Here is an 18,976-nt window from a genome sequence, read left to right on the forward strand (position 1 = left end):
GTTACATTATACCTGTACATTGTGAATGACTTTGCTTCCGGCAACATATGGCTACGATCATGCAAGCACTATTTTCACCAAGTATATATTAATTCAGACTTTTTTAGACAAGCTGGAATTATATACAGGTAAGATTTTGCGTCTACGAAAGCAGGGCAGGAAACGCAACGTTGACAAATGAATACACTGTCCCCGATTTCCACAGTGGTTGAATTTTTCCGCGGCCCTAAGCCTCATGCAATGAGACTCATCGGGATACTTTGCATTAACTAACTTTAGTACATTGTTCCGGTTCCGTCTGGATCTATGTAAAGATTATTCATCAATCTACCGCTCCATTTTGCGCGTAAAGTTGCGTTGCTATTATTATTTGTGCTGGCGTTATCCCAAAAGCTAAAGCCGAACTTCTCTCTGTGAAAAAAAGGACCAACGTGTCCTCCCCAAAAACCCTCGCTTCCAAGGTATCCACAGAAAGCCCTCGACCATTTGATAGACCAAGGGATATTTGACTTGGGGGCGCTGGTAGTGCCCTCAGCACCAGCTTGTATAGCGCACCCAGGATGCCCAACTGGCAGATAAGGTGCCTGATCTGCATAGGCAGGAATGAAAGTTGCTCCGCAGTGTGGATTTGTTCCGCCCTGGCAAGGGCCGTAAGCAGATCCCACGGTTCCAGGATATTTGGCGTCCCACTTGGTGGTGAACTTTCTCTCCTGACCCCAAAGTGCGCGCGCAAACATGCAATAATCTTTTTTTACTTTTTGAGCCGGGTTTGTATAGCCAACCAGTGCTCGCACATGGTTAATTGCAATTCTGTGCCATTCATCGACCTCAGCCTTCGTGGGGTTCATGTTGTTCGCAAAGGGTTGGGTCGCGTAAAAAACCTCCCTGATACCTCTAATTTGATCACCGGTTGGGCAGATGGCAGCGGCTAATTGAGTTCTTGTCAAAGTTTCCGGGTTGTAGACAGTTCCATTCCATTGGGCACTTTGCCAAGAAGCTGGGGTTAACCAGCCGATACCATTCGGATCATGAGAGGTGTTGATGCCGCTTGCCAATGGCTTGATGGAAAATGTAGCCCACGCAGCCTGGCTTGGGGTGTACTGGGGTGTGTTGTTCCCGCCAGCACTAGCACTACTCGCACCAGTACCACCACCACCTCCTCCACAGGAAACAACTCCAATGCTTAATAAACCTATTAAAAAAGCACTAATCAATGTATTCACTTTCATATTATCTTACCCCTATCATTCGTGGAAGGCTTAAGTTCAGCTTTGAATTTTGACTTTCTGTTGGCAGAATCAGCAAAGTAATTATTGCGGAGCCAAAGTAAGTTCCATGGCTGCTCTATTCATGTTCCTTGGCAGACTCTCATATGCCCGCACAAACAGGGTTCAGATCAATATAAGACACCATTCAAGTAGGTGATTGGCCGTATTTCTAGACTGTTGATTCATATAGGTAATTGTGATGCCTTATTTAGAGTGGAATAATTCATCTGTATGCGCAGCAGCAGCCTCCCCGAGTAACGTGATGGAACAACGAAATCGGCATGATGTGCTTGAGATGAATAAAAAACCGAAAATAATTTGTTGCAAGGGTACATCATCTTTCGAAGGCTATGCATAGTGATTAGGGCAATCAGTGAGGATGGTCACTAGTCGGTATTTGTTTTGATGTAAAATATTGACAGCTACTCACCTTCTAGGAAAAACTGAATTACTTCAGTTTGATTACAGCTCACTAATGTAGCTTATTAGCTCCGTTATACGCCGATCACCAAAGACAGAAGTCGGTCAAAACTAGATCCTCAAAGGCACCTAGAATAAGTTAGATTGATGATAACGTATGTATCTCGCCAACTTTGTTTGTAGAGGTACACCATAATGTTTTACAATATTGGTAAAAAAGGCTCATTCCTAATCAGCAATATCGTTTGAGACTTTTTTTTCAGATTGCCAGATGCTATAGCTAACACCCACGACTGCGGTTAGATAATTCTTATCCTTCACGAGCGGGCTATTGGCGACAACACCGGTGGAAAGATTGCGATAACGTGTGGAGGCGAAAACGGTAACACGGTCAGACCAGCGATGGCTGACAGATACAGAGACAAACATCGAATGCAGCCCTCCCTTGGCCTGATAGGCCGCACGCGTTGCCGTGGCATACTGCGGAGCTACGCCATAGTAGGTTCTATTGAATTTCTCAGAAGTGTAAAGAGCACCTAGGCCAATGCGATATTGAGTGTTGGCATCTGGGTTCAACTGCCATTGTAGCTCAGGCTCGGATAGCCATCCCAATGATTGTCCTCTGGTGTCGATCGACCAGCGCCAAGGTAATCGGAATCGTATACCTGAGGTGTCTGACTCCATGATCTGCCAGTTTAAACGGGGCCCGAACTGAAATGAGAACTTCAACTCTGGCATACCTGCCCGCGCCCTGTTGTTGTTGCGAACCGACAGGCCGCCTCCAAAGGAGGCATCCAGGGTGAGGCGCTTGAGACCTAAAATTTCTGCTCGGATGCCACCGCGATCCACGTTGACGCGGTCTCCCCTGTAGACGAAATATGGCAGAGGTAAAGCCAGTTGATAACGCTCGTTACTGCCCATGTACTGAGGTAGAGATATTGCACCGAGGGCAACACCAACCTCCCATTTGGGAAGATTTTCAGTGGCTTTTGCAAGGCCGGGCAGACTCAATAGAAGGATAATGAATGTGCAGAAATAATGTCTGAAAAGAAGGCTATGAAAATTATTTTTGGCATATATATGGTGGATTAGCATGATCTATTGCTCCTTCAGAGCTTGTCTAATATCGGATAAAAACCTCTTACTATTCGGCTCCGTGTTACTGCCGTAACTGGCAATAAGGCCGCCATCGCGGCCGATTAGATACTTATGGAAGTTCCATTGCGGATACTGGCCTGCGGCAGTGGCGAGGCTTGTATAAAATGGCGAGGCGATGCCGGCGCGTACATGTGATTTGGCAAACATCGGAAACTTCACATCATAGGTGAGACTGCAGAATGATTTGACCTCGGCTTCGGTTCCGGGCTCCTGTTTGCCGAAGTCATTCGACGGGAAACCCAGCACAACCAATCCCTTTTCCTGAAAGTTACTGTACAGCTGTTCCAGTCCTTCGTACTGGCGCGTGTAGGCACAGTGGCTTGCCGTATTTACCACAAGAAGCACTTTTCCTAGGTAGCGATTACAAAGATTGACGGGCTGATGCTCAACCAGCGTCTGTACCTTGTAATTCAGTATTGGCGGGCATGCTTCTGCTGCCAGCGTTGGGGTTGTCATTGCCGGGATTGCCATGCTCAGTGTTAGCCATAATAGATAACGCATTTGATTCTCCTGTAGCTGCAAATGTAATGTTTTGTATAAGTTCTGTACAGTTTTAGTTGAATTTATTGTACATTCTTTGTATGCTTCGCTGTATGTCTGCACTCGCCCACCTTCCCGATACCAAACAATTTCCTATTCGCCATGTGGCGCAGGTAACCGGTGTTTTGCCCGTGACCTTGCGAGCCTGGGAGCGTCGTTATGGGCTGATTAAGCCCGAACGCACACCCAAGGGGCATCGCCTTTATTCCGAGGCTGATATTCAGACAGTTCATCAGATTGTTCGTCTGATTGATCAGGGCATATCGGTTGGCCGGGTTCGCCAGTCGCTATCCGGTATCGGTAAGGAAGAGGATACAGTTTCCGACTGGCCGGAATTCCGGGAGCAGTTATTGCGCTCACTGTATGGCTTGAATGCGATGCAGGCGCTTGCCGTGTTGCGCCGGGTCGGTGCGCTCTACCCGCTGCATGCGCTGCTGGGTGAATTGATCCGACCTGCATTGTTGCAGTTGCAGCATTCTGAAGCATCAGGTCGCTGGGCCTTTCGTTCCATGTTGATGCAGGCGATCCACCTGTACATGGATCAGCGCACGGTCGGTGTCGAGGTTAATACTAGGCAGCAGCCCATCCTGATTAGTCGTTGTCTGGCTGCGGGTGACGATCTGCAGGCGAGGGTGTTCGAGGCACAGGCCAGAGAAGCAGGACTGGATCTGCGCTGGATTGGTTCGGCACCGAGCCCGCTGGCGTTTGCTGATCTGTTGCAAACCAGCGGGGCAGGCGGTGGCCTGCTTTGGGAGGATGCCGAGCCGGTTGATGACTGGGCGGCACAGCTGCAGCAGTTGAAACATGCCTCACCCGTTCCGTTGGCTGTGGCAGGAGATTTTTCCCTGCGCCACGTCACGCGCCTGCAGGAATTGGCAGTGCCCGTGTTAGCACAGGATGCAACCGCCGCTCTGCAGATGCTACGTACATGGAAATAACTGGAGGAAACATTATGACTCATCGAATACATCGTAACGGATTGATTTTTGCAGCAACTATCCTGCTAGGTTTGTCTCTTGCCGATATCGCACTGGCTACCCCTTCATTTTCCCGTCAGGTGAATGCGGACTGCCGTACCTGTCATTTTCAAAGCATGCACGCCCTGAATAAATTCGGTCGTGCGTTCAAGAGCAATGCCTTCAACCTCAACAAGCAGATGAGGCAGGAGCTGAATCAACGCCGGAAGAGTAAGGCTGTTACTGACCGTGTAGGCTGATTCGTTGTGCAAGCGCCTTCTTTGACATACCACCATGCGCTGGTTTGGCTGCGCCGTGATTTGCGCCTGCATGATCATACAGCCCTGCTGGCAGCGTTGCGGCAAAGCCGTAACGTCAGTCTCTGTTTTGTGCTTGATCCTGCACAAACGACTGAGCATGACTGGCATAGTAGCCCGGGGCTGGCATTCATGCTTGAAAGCCTTCTCCTGCTTGATGATGAGCTGGCTGCGCTCGGTTCGGGCCTTATCATTCTGCAAGGTAAACCGGAGGATGCGCTGGCCGAAGCCATTGACCACGGCGATTTTGATGCCTTGTTTCTGAACCTGGACTATACCCCCTTTGCCATCCGGCGGGATGCAACAATCACCGCGCTATGTGAACGCCGGGGCATACCATTGCATACCAGCCACGATGCCCTGCTGACTATTCCCGGCGAAGTGCTGACGGGTAGCGGGAAGCCATATCAGGTATTCACGCCATTTCATCGAACGGCTGCCGCGCTGCCGGTGGCGATGCCGCAGCCATGTGAGCATGCCGGCAAGCTGGCTCCCATCTCCGTACAGCTTAGAAACGATTACCGGCAAATCCTGTTAGCGCTTAAGCGCCGTGCATCACCGGTCGCCGCCGGCAGAGGCGGGGCGATGACTACGCTTGATCAACTGGCAGGCCTGCAGGATTATCAGACCACGCGTGATATGCCGGCACTCGATGCCACCAGTCACCTGTCGGTGCATTTGAAGTTCGGTACCTTGTCCGTGCGCGAGGCGTACCATGCCATGCAACAGTATCTGGATTCCACGCACCCTTTGTTGCGCCAACTTTACTGGCGCGATTTTTTCAGCCACATCGCATTTCATCACCCGCAGGTGTTCGGTTCGGCATTTCAGCAGCGGTTTGAGCATATTGAGTGGCGGCATGACGAGCGTGATTTCGAGGCCTGGTGCACGGGTAAAACCGGCTTTCCCATTGTTGATGCCGGCATGCGCGAGCTCAGCGAGACCGGCTTTATGCACAATCGTGTCCGCATGATTACCGCATCCTTTCTGGTCAAGGATCTGCATATCGACTGGCGTTGGGGTGAGGCATGGTTTGCCCGTCATCTGGCGGACTACGATCCGGCCGTGAATAATGGTAACTGGCAGTGGGCTGCATCCACCGGCTGTGATGCACAACCCTGGTTTCGTATTTTCAACCCATGGTTGCAGCAACAGCGTTTTGATGCCGAATGCGTTTACATAAAACGCTGGCTGCCTGAACTGGCCGGGCTTTCAGCCGCCGCAATTCATCAATGGCAGAAGCATCCGCCGAGCGACCATGCCTATCCACAACCCATCGTCGATCATGCCACGCAGTCCCGGCTGGCGAAAGCCATGTTCAAAAGCGCCCATGACAAGGAGGCTGTCAATGACCACAGATTGTAAACCACGAGTGGTAGTAAGCCGCTGCCTCGGATTCGAGTCATGCCGCTATAATGGCCAGATGCTCGCTGATAATCTTATCGAACGGCTGAAATCCCATGTCGAAATAATCACCGTCTGCCCGGAAGCGGATATCGGACTTGGCACGCCCCGTACTCCCGTGCGCCTGGTTAAACAGCAGGGCGAAATTATGATGATTCAGCCCTCAACGGGGGAGGATGTCAGTCAAGCCATGCACGCCTACAATCAGTCAACCATGGCCGGGCTTTCGGATATCGACGGTTTTATCATGAAAAGCCGATCACCATCCTGTGGGCCTGCAGGCGTGAAGGTGTATGCGTCATCGGGAAAGGGTGCTACTGCCGAAAAAGGTGTTGGCCTGTTTGCTCAGGTTGCCATGCAGCGTTTTCCGTTTGCCGCCATTGAGGATGAGGGTCGCCTGAAGAACTTCCATCTGCGCGAAGCCTTCCTGATGCGGCTGTTTGCGCTGGCGCGGCTGCGTCAGTTGATTGCCGAGCCATCCGTGGCCGGATTGACAACCTTTCATGCCAGTCACAAGTTGCTGATGATGTGCTTCCATCAGGAGATGATGCGCCAGTGTGGTCGTATCGCCAGTAACGGTGACGGGCTGCCCCTGGCAGTCATGGTGGAGCGGTATGCCGGCGTATTTCGGGAGGCCCTGAACCGTCAGCCCGGACAAAGGAATATTATCAATGCCCTCTATCATGGCTATGGCTGGATTTCCGAAGGCTTGTCGGCGGCTGACAAGAAGCTGTTTCTCGATGCTATGGAAGAGTACCGGGATGATCGGGTCACATTGGCAACCATGCTGCATCTACTTAAGTCTTATGTGGCACGCTTTGCTCATGATTACCTTGGTTCGCAGCACATTCTCGAACCTTATCCGCGTGACCTGTTTAATCTGTCGGATTCCGGTCGATGAAACTGGTGCAGCCGGAAGGGGGGTGTATCGATGACGTGTTCCATACGTCCTATCGAATCGATCAGCATGATTGCATTTATGCCGTAGGCGATACATGGCAGTCGGTGGCAGAACAGAACCGGGTTGGTGATAGCTGCGGACTCGGCACGCTGCAGGGGAAGTCGGTGTTCGAGCAGTTCAGCGATGCAGAAACGCGGATGATTTATGCCAAACTATTCGAACGCGTTCGGGCATCAGGGCAAGCCGTTTGCTTCCGGATTCATTGCGATGCATTGCATCTGGTTCGCATTCTTGAGACCCGTATCCTACCGTTGTCCGATAAACATCTGGAGGTGGGGTTCAGGGTAGTCAGCGAGCAGGAACGAGACCCTGCTGTAGTGATTGAGCTCTGCGGGCTTGAAAAACCATTTATTACCATGTGCAGCTATTGCGGTAATCTGAAAAATCGTGATGGCGAGTGGCAACCACTGGAAGAAGAAATCAGTGCCAGTGACCTGTTTAATGTCCGGGATCTACCCTCAATCAGCCATGGTATTTGCGCCGACTGTAAAGAAAATTTTCTTATGCAGCTTGCTGCCTACAGGATGAGAGCATGATTGTTTTTCTGAGAATAATATTTGTCGCGTCCGTGCTGGCAATCACTGCCACATTCAGTGGCTGTACCGGACTTCCTGCTGGAATCACGCCCGTGTCCCAATTTGAACTGCAGCGCTATCTGGGTACGTGGCATGAGGTGGCCAGACTCGACCACTCCTTCGAGCGGGGACTGACTCAGGTAAGTGCCGATTATTCACTACGCGATGATGGTGGAGTGAAGGTGCTGAATCGCGGCTGGGACGATGAAAAACAGCAGTGGAAGGAAGCTGTTGGCAAGGCCTATTTTGTCCGTAACGCCAATGAAGGTTATCTGAAGGTCTCTTTTTTCGGCCCTTTTTATGGTGCTTATGTAATCTTCTCCTTGGATGCCGACTATCGCTACTCCTTTATTTCCGGGCCGGACAGGGACTATCTGTGGTTTCTTTCGCGTACGCCGGATGTACCTCAACCAGTAATGCGGAAATTCATGTCGCAGGCAGCAGCACTGGGCTTCGATACCGATAAGCTTATTATACTAAGCCAGCAGTATAGTCAGGAGGAGTCCCGATGATTCGCATTGTTTATGTCAGCGTCGCCACCAAGCCCTTTGACGATAAAGAGTTGCTGCAACTGCTCGCAAGGTGCAGAGCCAGTAATACCGAGAGGCTTATATCCGGTCAACTGATCTATAGCGATGGAACCTTTATGCAGGTACTCGAAGGGCCGGAAAAAGAGGTGGATGCAACCTACGCGCGCATTAAAAAGGATACGCGACACACGAATGTCACGTTGCTTGAACGCAACACCATTGATGAAAAACAGTTTCCGGATTGGAGCATGGGTTTTAAAACACTCAACCGTGAACAGCTTGAGGGGATACAAGGTTACAACTACCAGTTCGATGAAGATGTGAACGGTGATAACCCTTTTACCAGTCAGTTGTTTGTCTCCGAGTTGATGAAAAATGTGAAGAATCAGTATGTGGCCGACATATCACGCGAGGGCGCTGCACTGCATCAGGCCGACACATCGCTGATTGGCTACCTGAACAAACTGGTTAATTATACGGTACTGGTGCTTGCAGCATTGATGGCCTTTGTGGTGCTTTGCGGTGTCGCCGAAATTGCTGCCGAGCTTTATGTGATGATCAAAAGTACACCGTATGTACTGCTTAGTATCAGTGGTATTACATCCACCTTTGCCTCTTTCCTGGCTGTGCTGATTGCCATCGATATTTTTATAAATATTTCGCTCTATGTACGCAAGCATGTGATTGCCGTGCGTCTGGTAGTGGCTACGGCCTTGATGGCTGTGGCACGAAAAATTATTGTTCTTGAATTCGCCGATATCCAGCCGATGCAGATCATTGCCATGGCCGGACTCGTGGCCGTACTGGGCTTCTGTTATTACTATTTATCACGGTTGAAAGAGAACGATTAACGGTTTTCTCATCATCGATGGATCAATATAGATTACATAAAACACAACAGTAGGAATAATATGACGTTTACAACAAAAGATAGTTTCAAACATGAAGATGCCGTTTCAACAGGCGTGCTTCTCACCAACCTGGGTACACCTGATGCTCCCACCAAGGTAGCGCTTAAACGTTATCTGAAAGAATTTCTTTCGGATGTACGGGTGGTGGAAGAGCCTCGTTGGAAGTGGTGGCTCATCCTTAATGGTATTATTTTAAATATTCGTCCTGCAAAATCTGCCAAGGCCTATGCGAGTGTCTGGACCGAACGCGGTTCACCACTAATGGTGCACAGTCTGGGTCAACAGAAAGGACTGCAACAACTGTTTGGTGACAGTGTGCATATTGAGTTAGCCATGCGTTATGGCAACCCATCAATTGCGTCGGGTTTGCAGAAGCTGCGTGAAAAGGGCTGTACCAGGATTCTGGTGCTTCCGCTTTATCCGCAATATGCCGCTGCCACAACAGGTTCAACGTTCGATGCGGTGGCCGATGAACTCAAACTATGGCGCTGTGTTCCAGAACTCCGCATGATTAATGCCTATCATGATTTCGCACCATATATCGAGGCGCTTGCAGGAAGTGTGCGCAAACAGTGGGATTCCAATGGCAAGCCGGATCGTCTTTTAATGTCCTTTCATGGTATCCCACAGCGTTATTTTGATGAAGGAGACCCTTACCCGTGTCTGTGCCGTAAAACCGGACGTCTGTTGGCAGAAGCTCTCGACTTGAGTGAGGGAGAATGGTTTGTCGCCTTCCAATCCCGCTTTGGCCGGGAAGCATGGATCAAGCCCTATACGGATGAAACACTGAAAAAATGGGCTAAGGAAGGTGTTGGTCGTGTCGATGTCATATGTCCGGGTTTTTCTTCCGATTGCCTAGAAACGGTTGAAGAGATTGAAGTGGAAAATCGCGACTATTTCATCGGCGCAGGCGGTAAAGAATTCCATTATATTCCAGCCTTAAATGTGGATGAAGCGCATGTAAAAGCATTGGCTGGTCTTATTCAAAAACATATTGTTGGTTGGGCTAAGCCAACAAGACAGGAAGAAACAAAGTTGTTAGTGGTTAACGGCTCGGAGAGTTGACTGTTATTAATAAGAGAAAGCACTTAATTGACTAATGTACCTCAATATGCCGGAAGTGGTCGCTCAGATTATCAAGGTAGCCATGCTTCAAAGAGCAACAGGATAGGGTGCTTTAAGCGTTGTGGTTAGCGGTCTGTTTTTAGTCTATTCGGGTACAAGCCAGCCGAAATAGGCTGTGCCTGAGCCAGCCGTGAGCTTCTCATTGATCCAGTGTAAGGATGTTTGCATGGCTTGTTTGGCATGCCATGGCGGGTTGATAATTAGCATGCCTGAGCCATGCATTTGCATATCTGGGAAGTTATCTCCGCAATCAAGTTCAAGCCGCAGAATTTTACGTATGCCGGAGCGCTTGAGTTCCTGGAACAGTTCTTTATGGCGCTCGGCAGGTAAAAGAGGATACCAGATCACATATACGCCAGCCCGAAAGTGTTGGTGACTGTGGATAATGGATTGGGCAATTTTTTTATATTCAGATTTATCTTCATAGGATGGGTCGAGAAAAACCATGCCGCGTTTTTCCTTTGGAGGTAATAGTGCACCCAATGCCTCAAATGCATCACGTTTATGCAGCGCAAGTTGGCGACTGCTTTTGAAACTGTTGCGCAGACCTTCAAACTCTTGTGGGTGCAGGTCGCAGGCGGCAAGGCGATCTTGAGCACGTAACATGGAGGCCAGTAGGGAAGTAGAACCCGGAAAGCGAGCGAAACTGCCATCGCTATTCTCTGCCTCAATGTGCTTAAACCAACGTGTGATACCTGTAGGAGCATTGGCATGGCGTAATGGCCATACTTTACCGATGCCAGTATCAAACTCCCGGTTTTTAAGCGCTTCGGGTGAATGCAGATCGTAGATGCCGCGGCTGGCAAAAGCATCGAATAGAAACATCGGCGTCTCTTTTTGCTGCATGGCGGTAACAACATCTCCAAGGATGATATGTTTTAACAGATCAGCATGATTTCCAGCGTGGTAGGTATGTTGATAACTAAGCATGGCAGCATGCTGATGTAATGCTCTGATATTACCAGTGGCTAGATTGTAATGTGCGGAAGAATTTAAGCGGTTTGTCGGTTAGCGTTCTGGCATGCGAATGACTGTTCTTTTCTTATCCCTTGTTACAATGTGTTATATATTTCCAGTTCAGGCCTTAGCCATTATCAATGCTGAAGATTTGGATCTTTCCATGGATGATAATGGTGTGGCGGGGAAAATGGATTTCTCCGTTAGTGGTAGCTCAGGCAATAGTGATAAAATGAGCAGTGAAGCGAGTGGTCATTTGATATGGAGGCATGCCCAGCATCTGGAAATGCTGGCTGCCAGTATCAATTATGGAAAAAGCAGTGGTGTGCGCGACACCAATAAATCCTTTGTGCATTTTCGCCATCGTTATGCATGGAATGAAATGTGGGGCTTGGAAGCATTCACCCAGGCACAGCAGAATGAATTTGCACACCTGAAACTACGCACCTTGTTTGGCGCTGGGGGGCGTTGGTCTTATCAAAGCCATGGTCTGAGTATGCATGTTGGTGTTGGCAGTTTTTATGAGCGTGAGGTTCTGCGTGTTGTTGCTAATATTGCTCCGGTCACGCGCCTATGGCGTGGTAATGCATATCTGGCTTTGGGCTATGCATTTGATGAACGAATTCGTATTCAAAATACAATATATTATCAACCTGCCTGGAAAAATCCGGGTGACTATCGCTTGCTCAATGATACGGCACTCAATGTCGCCCTGAATGATCGTCTGGATTTAAAGCTGGTGATTGAAGCTGCACAGGATTCACAACCACCTGCTGGCGTGAATAAAAGTGATGTCAGTTATAAGACAGGCTTGTCATTCCGTTTTTAGCATTTTATTCGGGGATACCTGTAATGATGGCTGCTTTATGCGTTTAATAATCTTTGAATCTCTTGAGAAAGCTGCGTCAGCTTGAATGGCTTTTGATACAAAGAGCTATAGTCGAAATCACTGACTTCATGCTTAGCATCTTCAGGATCGTGGCCGGTAGAAAAGATGAACGGAAGCTTAGGAGCACTTATGCGCATACGCCGTGCAGCTTCCTGACCGGACATGCAGGGCATGACCATATCAAGAATAGCCAATTTGATGTCACTCTGATGTGCTTTGAACAGACGCAGAGCTTCATTGCCATCTGCAGCCTGGAGTGTTTGGTAGTTTAGTGCCTTTAGTGCTTCTACAATCAGTTTTTGTATGACCTTATTATCATCAGCAACAAGAATTAATTCGCCATGCCCCTGATAACTCTCACCCTGGCTAGCCTCATCTTCTTCAGCAAATTGATCTTTGATCAATGGTAGATAGATATGGAATGTAGTGCCGATGTCCACTTGAGACTCTACTTCTATGATACCTTGATGTTTATGGATGCAGCCATAGGCCATGGATAGACCAAGGCCAGTTCCATGCCCTGCATCCTTGGTGGTGAAGAAAGGGTCAAATACTTTATTGATGGTTGTATTCGGTATGCCGCAGCCATTATCGCTAATGCTTAATTTAAGCATGGCATCTTCATGAATACCCGGGTGTTGATCAGCGAAAGCCTGATTTATAATAAAATGTTCCAAGCTGACTTCAATCTGCCCGGCCGGACGTGACTTGAGAGCATCCCGAGCATTATTCAGTAAATTCATGAGTACTTGTTGTAGTTGCGTAATATCGCCCATGATTGAGATATTCTGTGTACATATATTTAGTTTTAACTGAATCTGCTCGGGAATGGATATCTTTAATAAACCGATGCTGTCGCTCAACACCTTATTAAAGACCAGTGATTGCATTTCGCTGTCGTCATTGCGTGAAAAAATCAACAGGTCTTTAATGATTTCTGATGCCTGATATCCCAGTTTTTCGGCTTTGTTGATGCTATCAAGGGATTTTTCAGGATTAGTGATATTTCTTTTCGCTAGATATAAATGCATGAGAAGACCGGCTAACATATTGTTGAAATCATGCGAGATACCGCCAACTAATGTGCCAATGGCATCCATTTTCTGGGCTTGTTGGAATTGTGCTTCCAGTGTTTCATATTCAGACATATCTTGTTGAATAGCACTGTAAAATTTGATTTCATCATGAAGCATGATGGGTACAATGGTCATCAGTGCGGGATATTCCGTACCATTTTTGCGGCGATTGATGATATTGCCTTCCCACACCTTTCCGGATCGAATGGTGTGCCAGATATTGTGAAAGAAATCTGCATTATGTTTGCCACTATCGAGTATGGACAGACTTTTTCCGAGTACTTCATCGGAGCTGTAACCATTGATCTGTTCAAAGGCTTTGTTGACATAGGTCACGCATCCAGCGCGATCAGTGATAATGAATCCTTCGCCAGACTGTTCAATGGCTTGTGATAATGTTTGTAATCGAAGGTTTTTCTCTTCCAGTTCAGCTGTGCGTTGTTCCACGCGTGATTCAATGTCGATGTTTAATTGGGCGATCTGTTTTTTTAGTTCTACCTGTTCAGTGACATCACGCAGCAGGCCTTCAATACCGATGCAGACTTGTTGATGATTCAAAATCGTATGTGCATTGGCTAAGACATGAATGGTATGTCCATCTTTATGCAATAATTCAAGTGCATAGTCAGTAACAACAGATTGTGATGTCAGTAGTTCAATGAACTGACTTCGATCTTCTGGATGTTTGTAGAAAAAGGTGGCGGGCATACCGGTCATTTCACTGCATGTATATCCTGCTACAGTTTTGATTGAAGGACTTATTTCAACTATATTTCCAGATAGATCGGTAGAATAATAGACTTCATGCATGGCATTGAGCAGCTTATTATATTTGATTTCATTCTCTTTCATATGCTTCCATTTATATCATAAGGTGTGAGGGGAATAGTCAACAGAGCAATGTGTTTCATTTGTTGTGATCCCCTGATTGTTGTATGAACCTGTGTTGAAATAACTTAAGCAAGAATCGCTTTATTGGAATGTAATACTGTGATCTAAATTACACATGGACGCGCTGATGTTTCCCATTGATCTGAAAACAGCGTGTTTTTAATATATGCTTAGCTGCCGGTAGCAATCATGTTTGAAACTATGGTTTGTAACTCGTCCATATTGAAAGGTTTGCATAGGATGGCATCAATGCCAAGTTCGGTTGGGTTATATGAATGAGGGTCGTGGAAGAAGCCGGACATTACGATGATTCTGGCCTTTATTCTGTTATTGCGGATATGCTTGACCAATTCAAAACCACTGATGCCATTCATGACAACATCAGTGATGATGAGTCTTGGCTCACGATAATGGGTAGATTGCATATGTGTGAGATATGCCTCTGCACTTTGAAAACAGCGAATGGATTTACTGTGTTCACTGAGAGCTGAAGATAGAATCTCTGAAATTACAGCTTCATCATCAATGATATGAATAGACATAATTTCCCCACCCTGATTATTAAGACTCATTAGTATAGATTACTATTTTTGATGCTGGTATAGCTGTGAGGTCGTACGACTTTAGTTGTGTTGCATAGCAGAATGAAAGGTTAAGAATCATGCGTATGCAAATTCTTGTGATAGATGATTGTGATATGTTCAGAGAGGGCTTGGTGGCTTTGCTACATGACTCTTTCCAGAATATAGCAGCCATAGAAGCTGATTGTATCGCGAGCGGGGTTGAAGCAGCCAGGTTACATCATCACACTATTGATCTTGTGCTGCTTGATCATGAGCTGCCGGATGGATTGGGTGTGAGTTTGCTGGCAGAGATGCGGGTTGAATACCCTCATCTTTCCATTGCTATTTTATCAGCATGGGAAGATCCCGAGCTTATGCAGCGTACATTAAAACTGGGGGCGGTCGGTTATATTCCGAAAAACACTTCCACAGCTATTCTTCTTAGCGCTATCCGACTGATTCTTGCAGGCGGGCTTTATATCCCTGAAGGGTTGTTGTCTTATATCACGTCAGAAAAATCACAATCCGAGCTTGCTGTGCAGCATACAGAGCACTTAACAGGGCGACAGCGTGAGGTTTTAGCTTTGCTGCGGACAGGTCTTTCCAATAAAGAAATTGCCAGAGAGCTATCTATTTCTGAAGCTACTGTGAAGGCGCATGTCACCATTATTTTAAGGTCTTGCGGGGTTTCATCGCGTACACAACTACAGTATCCAAGGTAGCGTTGCTTGCACGACTTATCCTGGCTAACTAATTTCGTCCTTATTTATCCAGTAGCTGAATGCCATTTTTTTCGAGGCTGATTAACTTTTTCTTATATAAGGCGCCAACGGCTTTTTTATACATCCCTTTGCTAATGCCGAAGGTCGCATGAATATCTTCCGGTGAACTCTTATCGGTTAAAGCCAGAAATCCATGGTTGCGTGTTAACTTTTCGATGACGATTTGAGAAATTTCATCGGTCTTTTCACTCGGCCGGAGGTGCAGGCATAGATCGATACGACCATCATCACGGATGTTTTTGATAAAGCCGGCTACATTTTCACCACGTTTCAAGCCTTTGGGCACTTCATTGTTATGCAACATGCCCCAGTGGCTATGCTCAACAATAACCTGGTAGCCCAGGTCGGTACGATTGGCGATGAACAGGTTCACAGATTCACCCACTTCGAATTCATCTTCAGATTCACGATGCAGGAAACCATCCAGACGGGCTGAACCAACAATGCGCTGGCTCTCTTCATCTATATAGATACGAACAACATACAGCTTACCTTCTTCCATGCGTGGTTTTTGTTCAGGAAATGGCACCAGCAGATCTTTCATTAATCCCCATTGCATGAAAGCGCCTATATTATTTACTGCTACCGCTTTAAGCAGCGCAAATTCACCGACCATAGCAAAGGGCTCTTCTGTGGTGGCTACGAGTCGGTCTTCAGAATCGCGATAGACAAAGACGTCAACTTCGTCGTCAATCTCACATGTTTCAGGTACATAACGGATAGGCATCAAAATTTCACCCAAATCACCGCCATCAAGATAAATACCGAAATCCAGTTTCTTGATGATGCGCAGTCTGTTCTTATGTCCGATTTCAGCCATATCTACCCCGTTTTTCCAGAAATGGGGATGCTAATCATTGATGTGGGCTTTGAATACGGCTGTGCAGAATGGATACAGGTTGATATAGCCTTTAAAGTGATAGCGCGATGACGTTATAAATACTTGATGGCAGGAGAGAGTCAGGACAGCTTACTGTGTCATCAGTAGAGGGGGACGATCCATGAACGTATTGCAACAACGGGGAGCTGTTTGGATTCCGGCCTCTGAGATGATGTTGTTGGTGAAGGTGTTATCATGAATAATGGTGGGTTTGTAGATCTGCGTGTGAATGACGAAAGCTCGGAAGGCGAGAGCTTCTGGCCTGCCTTTACCGATATTATGACCGTGATTGTGATTATCTTTTTATTGGTGATGATGACTTTGCTGGTAAAAAACATGGATCTGGTCAATCAATTGCGTGCATCGCTGAGTTCGGAGCGTGCAGCAGCAGCTCAGGCTCAGTCAACCAGTGATACAAATACGGCGCTTAACTTGCGTCTGCGCCAGTTAGAAGAAGAGACATCGATGTTGCATATGCGCTTGATGGATCTGGGTGAAGAGCATAATAAAACATTAACGCAGCTCGAAAGCAGTGAGCAGGCAAGCCAACAGTTGAAACAGGATCTATCGACTATTCGACTCGCACAGGAGATTGCGGTCAATGAGAAGCTACGTTTGCAACAGACCAATACCGAATTAGAAAAAAACAGGTCGGTTCTGCAGCGCAGTGTACTTGCATTGGAAACAACACGCTCAGAGCTGGAAAAGAAACAAGCTGAGCTGACAAGTCAGCTTGAACAACGTCTGCAGGAGTTGCTGGAACAGAAAAATCTTTCTCAGCTGCGGGTAGAAGAGATGGATAAACTGAAAGTCGACCGTGTTCTGGAGCTTGAGCGCTTGAAAAAGCTGGAGAAGGAGTATGCTTCTCTTGAAACACGCTATAATCGCCTGGTCAGGCCGGCACGCTCGCAGCTTGGAAAAGTGGTCACTTTGGTGCGTTATCAAAAAGTGGATGGCAATTTGAGCATCGAGATTCAATCACCCTCAGATGCGAACTATGTGCCTGTAAGTGGTATTGAATTGCATAAACGCCTGGCCGCACTGCAGAAAAAATTTGGTAAAAAGCTCTATGTGCGGATTATATTTCCTGATGACAGCGGTTTGTCATACACCGAAGCATGGAATTTAACCGAGTCCTTGCTGCGCATGTATGACTACTATTACCAAGAATAGAAATTGAAGAAGATGCTTATCTTGTACGCATGCAACATATAACTATTTCTCTATGTATGGATGATTTTTTTTGGATCGTTCAATGATAAGGCCTGCCGGAGTGGGGCAGGCCTTATGAAGAGGTGGCTATCGAACAGGTCAAAATCTATCAGGCACGAATGATGATAGAGTTGATTAGATTATGACGAAAAGGCCATTATTTTGCTGATATGACGTTCGAATGTGCCAATAGATTCACCGTTTTCTTTCATCATTTTGTGTGAAATCCTGATTCGATTGTCTTCTGAAATTGTTTCTTTATCGAAGATCTGACGGATGCTGTTTTGTCCGATAAACAGCCATAAATACTGGTGAAACGGGGTGCCATTATTGCTGGTGGTTAAAATGATGTGGATATTGTCTTCTATGATGTCGATACCAACACCATCAAAGCTATAATAGAGACGATATGTTTCTGTTTTATCTTGTAAAATGGCTCCGAATTTCAGGGCATGCGGGCCTTCGACATAAAATCCGTCAAACACTTCGCTTTCAAGATGGTTATTTCCAATCGTCGTTAGTAGCTGCTGTCCAATATGCGCTCGGTTGACTTTTCCTTTCATAGAGAAGCTCTCCTTTTTTATGAGTATTTAATATCTAAGTGACTAATCTAAGTGATCAAGCATCGCGGACTCAACCCCCAAGTGCAAACCCGGTGAGTTGAATTTTTGACATGTTGGTTTTTGTGAAGCTGTTATCATGATGCTTGGTTGTAATTGTTTTCCTTTCATTCGCATGATCATGTTATGATTTCGATCATTAAATGAGATGGTGGGTGGTTGCATTGGGAAATGGCGCAAACAGAGAACAATTACGTGCACACAGGCAGGTTTTTTGGGATGCATGGCATAAGGCTCAGGCAGATTTACCGCTGAATGCTCTGGAGGTGCGCATTGGCCGTGTGATTCAAATGCATCCGGAATATCATCATTTCTTTGATGATATGGATGATTTTCTCGAACGTGATTTTCAGGTGGATGATGGCATGAATCCATATTTACATCTCTCTCTGCATTTGGCGCTGGAAGAACAAGCTGCTACCAAGCACCCGCCTGAAATGGCAAGAGCGTTGCATCACCTGATAACGGCCAACGGTTTGGATCGCCATGATGCATTGCATAAAATTCTCGAAATATTAGCAGAGAGCGTTTATGAATCTCAGCGCACAGGCAGAGAGCCGGATGTGCTTGTCTATGCAGAGCAGTTGAAAGGATTGGTGAAATTATGATTCGAAGTTTTTTTGTATCACTGTTCTTTTTCTTTGGCCCGGCACTTCTATTGTTCATGCTGCGTAACCTAATGCTATTGCTGCTTTTGAAAGCAAAAGCCAAACAGGAAAAAGTAGCAGAAGTAGAGGTGATCGATATCACTCCGGTGAAGAAAGATCGTGCACCAACGTGGTTTTATGCGCTTGTTGTAGTTATTAGTTTAAGTTGCGCTACTACGGTATTTATGAATCTGGAGCGTGGTGGTGCAGAAGTGCAGCATTATGTGCCAGCGCATACCGATGCATCAGGTAATATTATTCCCGGTGAATGGAAAAGTAAGCCATAGTTGCAAC

Annotated in this window: 21 protein-coding genes; 13 read left to right on the forward strand and 8 right to left on the reverse strand. The window is 46.9% G+C overall.

The genetic code is table 11. The features are described from left to right. Positions 1–275: 275 nt before the first annotated feature. The 3 genes from D8Y20_RS01365 to D8Y20_RS01375 all read right to left on the reverse strand — a co-directional run bounded on the left by D8Y20_RS01365 (position 276) and on the right by D8Y20_RS01375 (position 3,347). The gene (locus D8Y20_RS01365) at positions 276–1,229 is read right to left on the reverse strand and encodes a hypothetical protein (RefSeq protein ID WP_121541233.1); all 954 of its coding nucleotides are present in this window, start codon (positions 1,227–1,229) and stop codon (positions 276–278) included. A 687-nt stretch (positions 1,230–1,916) separates the two neighbouring features. Continuing rightward, positions 1,917–2,699, reverse strand: coding sequence for a MipA/OmpV family protein (locus D8Y20_RS01370; RefSeq protein WP_236075179.1), 783 nt, complete (start codon positions 2,697–2,699; stop codon positions 1,917–1,919). Between the two features lie 87 nt (positions 2,700–2,786). Next, positions 2,787–3,347, reverse strand: coding sequence for a glutathione peroxidase (locus tag D8Y20_RS01375; RefSeq protein ID WP_121541235.1), 561 nt, complete (start codon positions 3,345–3,347; stop codon positions 2,787–2,789). Between the two features lie 92 nt (positions 3,348–3,439). Here D8Y20_RS01375 and D8Y20_RS01380 point away from each other — a divergent pair, with 92 nt between their 5' ends. From D8Y20_RS01380 to hemH, 8 genes are read left to right on the forward strand one after another with little or no spacing between them, the layout of a single operon-like run. Next, the gene (locus D8Y20_RS01380) at positions 3,440–4,324 is read left to right on the forward strand and encodes a MerR family transcriptional regulator (RefSeq protein WP_161957551.1); all 885 of its coding nucleotides are present in this window, start codon (positions 3,440–3,442) and stop codon (positions 4,322–4,324) included. Between the two features lie 14 nt (positions 4,325–4,338). Next, entirely contained in the window at positions 4,339–4,602 is a 264-nt protein-coding gene (locus tag D8Y20_RS01385) for a hypothetical protein (RefSeq protein ID WP_147434002.1), read from the forward strand. 6 nt (positions 4,603–4,608) lie between these two features. After that, positions 4,609–6,024, forward strand: a complete 1,416-nt coding sequence (locus D8Y20_RS01390; RefSeq protein WP_201265492.1) for a deoxyribodipyrimidine photo-lyase — start codon at positions 4,609–4,611, stop codon at positions 6,022–6,024. Next, positions 5,990–6,964 (forward strand): DUF523 and DUF1722 domain-containing protein, encoded by a 975-nt coding sequence (locus tag D8Y20_RS13510; RefSeq protein ID WP_161957552.1) that lies wholly within the window; start codon positions 5,990–5,992, stop codon positions 6,962–6,964. Before D8Y20_RS01390 ends, D8Y20_RS13510 begins: the two co-directional genes overlap by 35 nt. Further along, positions 6,961–7,560, forward strand: a complete 600-nt coding sequence (locus D8Y20_RS01405) for a hypothetical protein (RefSeq protein WP_121541239.1) — start codon at positions 6,961–6,963, stop codon at positions 7,558–7,560. The genes D8Y20_RS13510 and D8Y20_RS01405 overlap by 4 nt, the downstream gene beginning before the upstream one ends. Beyond that, positions 7,557–8,111 (forward strand): lipocalin family protein, encoded by a 555-nt coding sequence (locus D8Y20_RS01410; protein ID WP_121541240.1) that lies wholly within the window; start codon positions 7,557–7,559, stop codon positions 8,109–8,111. Before D8Y20_RS01405 ends, D8Y20_RS01410 begins: the two co-directional genes overlap by 4 nt. After that, complete coding sequence (locus D8Y20_RS01415; RefSeq protein ID WP_121541241.1) at positions 8,108–8,980, forward strand: BLUF domain-containing protein; 873 nt, start codon at positions 8,108–8,110, stop codon at positions 8,978–8,980. Before D8Y20_RS01410 ends, D8Y20_RS01415 begins: the two co-directional genes overlap by 4 nt. A gap of 60 nt (positions 8,981–9,040) precedes the next feature. After that, on the forward strand, positions 9,041–10,105 hold the full coding sequence (hemH, locus tag D8Y20_RS01420; RefSeq protein WP_121541242.1) for a ferrochelatase: 1,065 nt from the start codon (positions 9,041–9,043) through the stop codon (positions 10,103–10,105). 144 nt (positions 10,106–10,249) lie between these two features. Here hemH and D8Y20_RS01425 read toward each other — a convergent pair whose 3' ends face one another. Further along, positions 10,250–11,095, reverse strand: coding sequence for a 23S rRNA (adenine(2030)-N(6))-methyltransferase RlmJ (locus D8Y20_RS01425; protein WP_121541243.1), 846 nt, complete (start codon positions 11,093–11,095; stop codon positions 10,250–10,252). Between the two features lie 127 nt (positions 11,096–11,222). Here D8Y20_RS01425 and D8Y20_RS01430 point away from each other — a divergent pair, with 127 nt between their 5' ends. Further along, entirely contained in the window at positions 11,223–11,951 is a 729-nt protein-coding gene (locus D8Y20_RS01430) for a YdiY family protein (RefSeq protein WP_236075180.1), read from the forward strand. A 35-nt stretch (positions 11,952–11,986) separates the two neighbouring features. On the opposite strand, the gene D8Y20_RS01435 is transcribed toward D8Y20_RS01430, so the two are convergent. After that, on the reverse strand, positions 11,987–13,939 hold the full coding sequence (locus tag D8Y20_RS01435) for a PAS domain-containing sensor histidine kinase (protein ID WP_121541245.1): 1,953 nt from the start codon (positions 13,937–13,939) through the stop codon (positions 11,987–11,989). A gap of 209 nt (positions 13,940–14,148) precedes the next feature. Next, on the reverse strand, positions 14,149–14,520 hold the full coding sequence (locus D8Y20_RS01440; protein ID WP_161957553.1) for a response regulator: 372 nt from the start codon (positions 14,518–14,520) through the stop codon (positions 14,149–14,151). 125 nt (positions 14,521–14,645) lie between these two features. Between D8Y20_RS01440 and D8Y20_RS01445 the strand changes: the two genes are divergently transcribed. Continuing rightward, positions 14,646–15,263 carry a response regulator transcription factor gene (locus tag D8Y20_RS01445; RefSeq protein ID WP_161957554.1) on the forward strand — a complete coding sequence of 206 codons (618 nt, stop codon included), beginning with the start codon at positions 14,646–14,648 and terminating at the stop codon, positions 15,261–15,263. A 40-nt stretch (positions 15,264–15,303) separates the two neighbouring features. On the opposite strand, the gene D8Y20_RS01450 is transcribed toward D8Y20_RS01445, so the two are convergent. Next, complete coding sequence (locus D8Y20_RS01450; RefSeq protein ID WP_121541248.1) at positions 15,304–16,143, reverse strand: S1 RNA-binding domain-containing protein; 840 nt, start codon at positions 16,141–16,143, stop codon at positions 15,304–15,306. A gap of 255 nt (positions 16,144–16,398) precedes the next feature. On the opposite strand from D8Y20_RS01450, the gene D8Y20_RS01455 reads away from it, so the two are divergent. Continuing rightward, positions 16,399–17,376: a hypothetical protein gene (locus D8Y20_RS01455; RefSeq protein WP_121541249.1), complete on the forward strand. Its 978-nt coding sequence runs from the start codon at positions 16,399–16,401 to the stop codon at positions 17,374–17,376. 179 nt (positions 17,377–17,555) lie between these two features. Here D8Y20_RS01455 and D8Y20_RS01460 read toward each other — a convergent pair whose 3' ends face one another. Continuing rightward, a complete protein-coding gene (locus D8Y20_RS01460; protein WP_121541250.1) occupies positions 17,556–17,978 on the reverse strand; it encodes a hypothetical protein in 423 nt (140 codons plus the stop codon). 200 nt (positions 17,979–18,178) lie between these two features. On the opposite strand from D8Y20_RS01460, the gene D8Y20_RS01465 reads away from it, so the two are divergent. Both D8Y20_RS01465 and D8Y20_RS01470 read left to right on the forward strand, forming a co-directional pair. Next, complete coding sequence (locus tag D8Y20_RS01465; protein ID WP_121541251.1) at positions 18,179–18,643, forward strand: DUF1841 family protein; 465 nt, start codon at positions 18,179–18,181, stop codon at positions 18,641–18,643. Then, positions 18,640–18,969, forward strand: a complete 330-nt coding sequence (locus D8Y20_RS01470; protein WP_121541252.1) for a hypothetical protein — start codon at positions 18,640–18,642, stop codon at positions 18,967–18,969. Before D8Y20_RS01465 ends, D8Y20_RS01470 begins: the two co-directional genes overlap by 4 nt. The last annotated feature ends 7 nt before the right edge of the window (positions 18,970–18,976 follow it).

Origin of the sequence: Mariprofundus sp. EBB-1 (genome assembly GCF_003665155.1) — a bacterium.
In the GTDB taxonomy this organism is placed as follows: domain Bacteria; phylum Pseudomonadota; class Zetaproteobacteria; order Mariprofundales; family Mariprofundaceae; genus Mariprofundus.

What these genes read in the sequence shown, in the direction of transcription:
- D8Y20_RS01470 (WP_121541252.1), top strand. Translation starts at nt 18,640, where the DNA reads ATGATTCGAAGTTTTTTTGTATCACTGTTCTTTTTCTTTGGCCCGGCA.
- D8Y20_RS01460 (WP_121541250.1), bottom strand. Translation starts at nt 17,978, where the DNA reads ATGAAAGGAAAAGTCAACCGAGCGCATATTGGACAGCAGCTACTAACG.
- D8Y20_RS01455 (WP_121541249.1), top strand. Translation starts at nt 16,399, where the DNA reads ATGAATAATGGTGGGTTTGTAGATCTGCGTGTGAATGACGAAAGCTCG.
- D8Y20_RS01380 (WP_161957551.1), top strand. Translation starts at nt 3,440, where the DNA reads ATGTCTGCACTCGCCCACCTTCCCGATACCAAACAATTTCCTATTCGC.
- D8Y20_RS01465 (WP_121541251.1), top strand. Translation starts at nt 18,179, where the DNA reads ATGAGATGGTGGGTGGTTGCATTGGGAAATGGCGCAAACAGAGAACAA.
- D8Y20_RS01425 (WP_121541243.1), bottom strand. Translation starts at nt 11,095, where the DNA reads ATGCTTAGTTATCAACATACCTACCACGCTGGAAATCATGCTGATCTG.
- D8Y20_RS01415 (WP_121541241.1), top strand. Translation starts at nt 8,108, where the DNA reads ATGATTCGCATTGTTTATGTCAGCGTCGCCACCAAGCCCTTTGACGAT.
- D8Y20_RS01445 (WP_161957554.1), top strand. Translation starts at nt 14,646, where the DNA reads ATGCAAATTCTTGTGATAGATGATTGTGATATGTTCAGAGAGGGCTTG.
- D8Y20_RS01385 (WP_147434002.1), top strand. Translation starts at nt 4,339, where the DNA reads ATGACTCATCGAATACATCGTAACGGATTGATTTTTGCAGCAACTATC.
- D8Y20_RS01440 (WP_161957553.1), bottom strand. Translation starts at nt 14,520, where the DNA reads ATGTCTATTCATATCATTGATGATGAAGCTGTAATTTCAGAGATTCTA.
- D8Y20_RS01375 (WP_121541235.1), bottom strand. Translation starts at nt 3,347, where the DNA reads ATGCGTTATCTATTATGGCTAACACTGAGCATGGCAATCCCGGCAATG.
- D8Y20_RS01365 (WP_121541233.1), bottom strand. Translation starts at nt 1,229, where the DNA reads ATGAAAGTGAATACATTGATTAGTGCTTTTTTAATAGGTTTATTAAGC.
- D8Y20_RS01450 (WP_121541248.1), bottom strand. Translation starts at nt 16,143, where the DNA reads ATGGCTGAAATCGGACATAAGAACAGACTGCGCATCATCAAGAAACTG.
- D8Y20_RS13510 (WP_161957552.1), top strand. Translation starts at nt 5,990, where the DNA reads ATGACAAGGAGGCTGTCAATGACCACAGATTGTAAACCACGAGTGGTA.
- D8Y20_RS01405 (WP_121541239.1), top strand. Translation starts at nt 6,961, where the DNA reads ATGAAACTGGTGCAGCCGGAAGGGGGGTGTATCGATGACGTGTTCCAT.
- D8Y20_RS01410 (WP_121541240.1), top strand. Translation starts at nt 7,557, where the DNA reads ATGATTGTTTTTCTGAGAATAATATTTGTCGCGTCCGTGCTGGCAATC.
- D8Y20_RS01435 (WP_121541245.1), bottom strand. Translation starts at nt 13,939, where the DNA reads ATGAAAGAGAATGAAATCAAATATAATAAGCTGCTCAATGCCATGCAT.
- D8Y20_RS01430 (WP_236075180.1), top strand. Translation starts at nt 11,223, where the DNA reads ATGTGTTATATATTTCCAGTTCAGGCCTTAGCCATTATCAATGCTGAA.
- hemH (WP_121541242.1), top strand. Translation starts at nt 9,041, where the DNA reads ATGACGTTTACAACAAAAGATAGTTTCAAACATGAAGATGCCGTTTCA.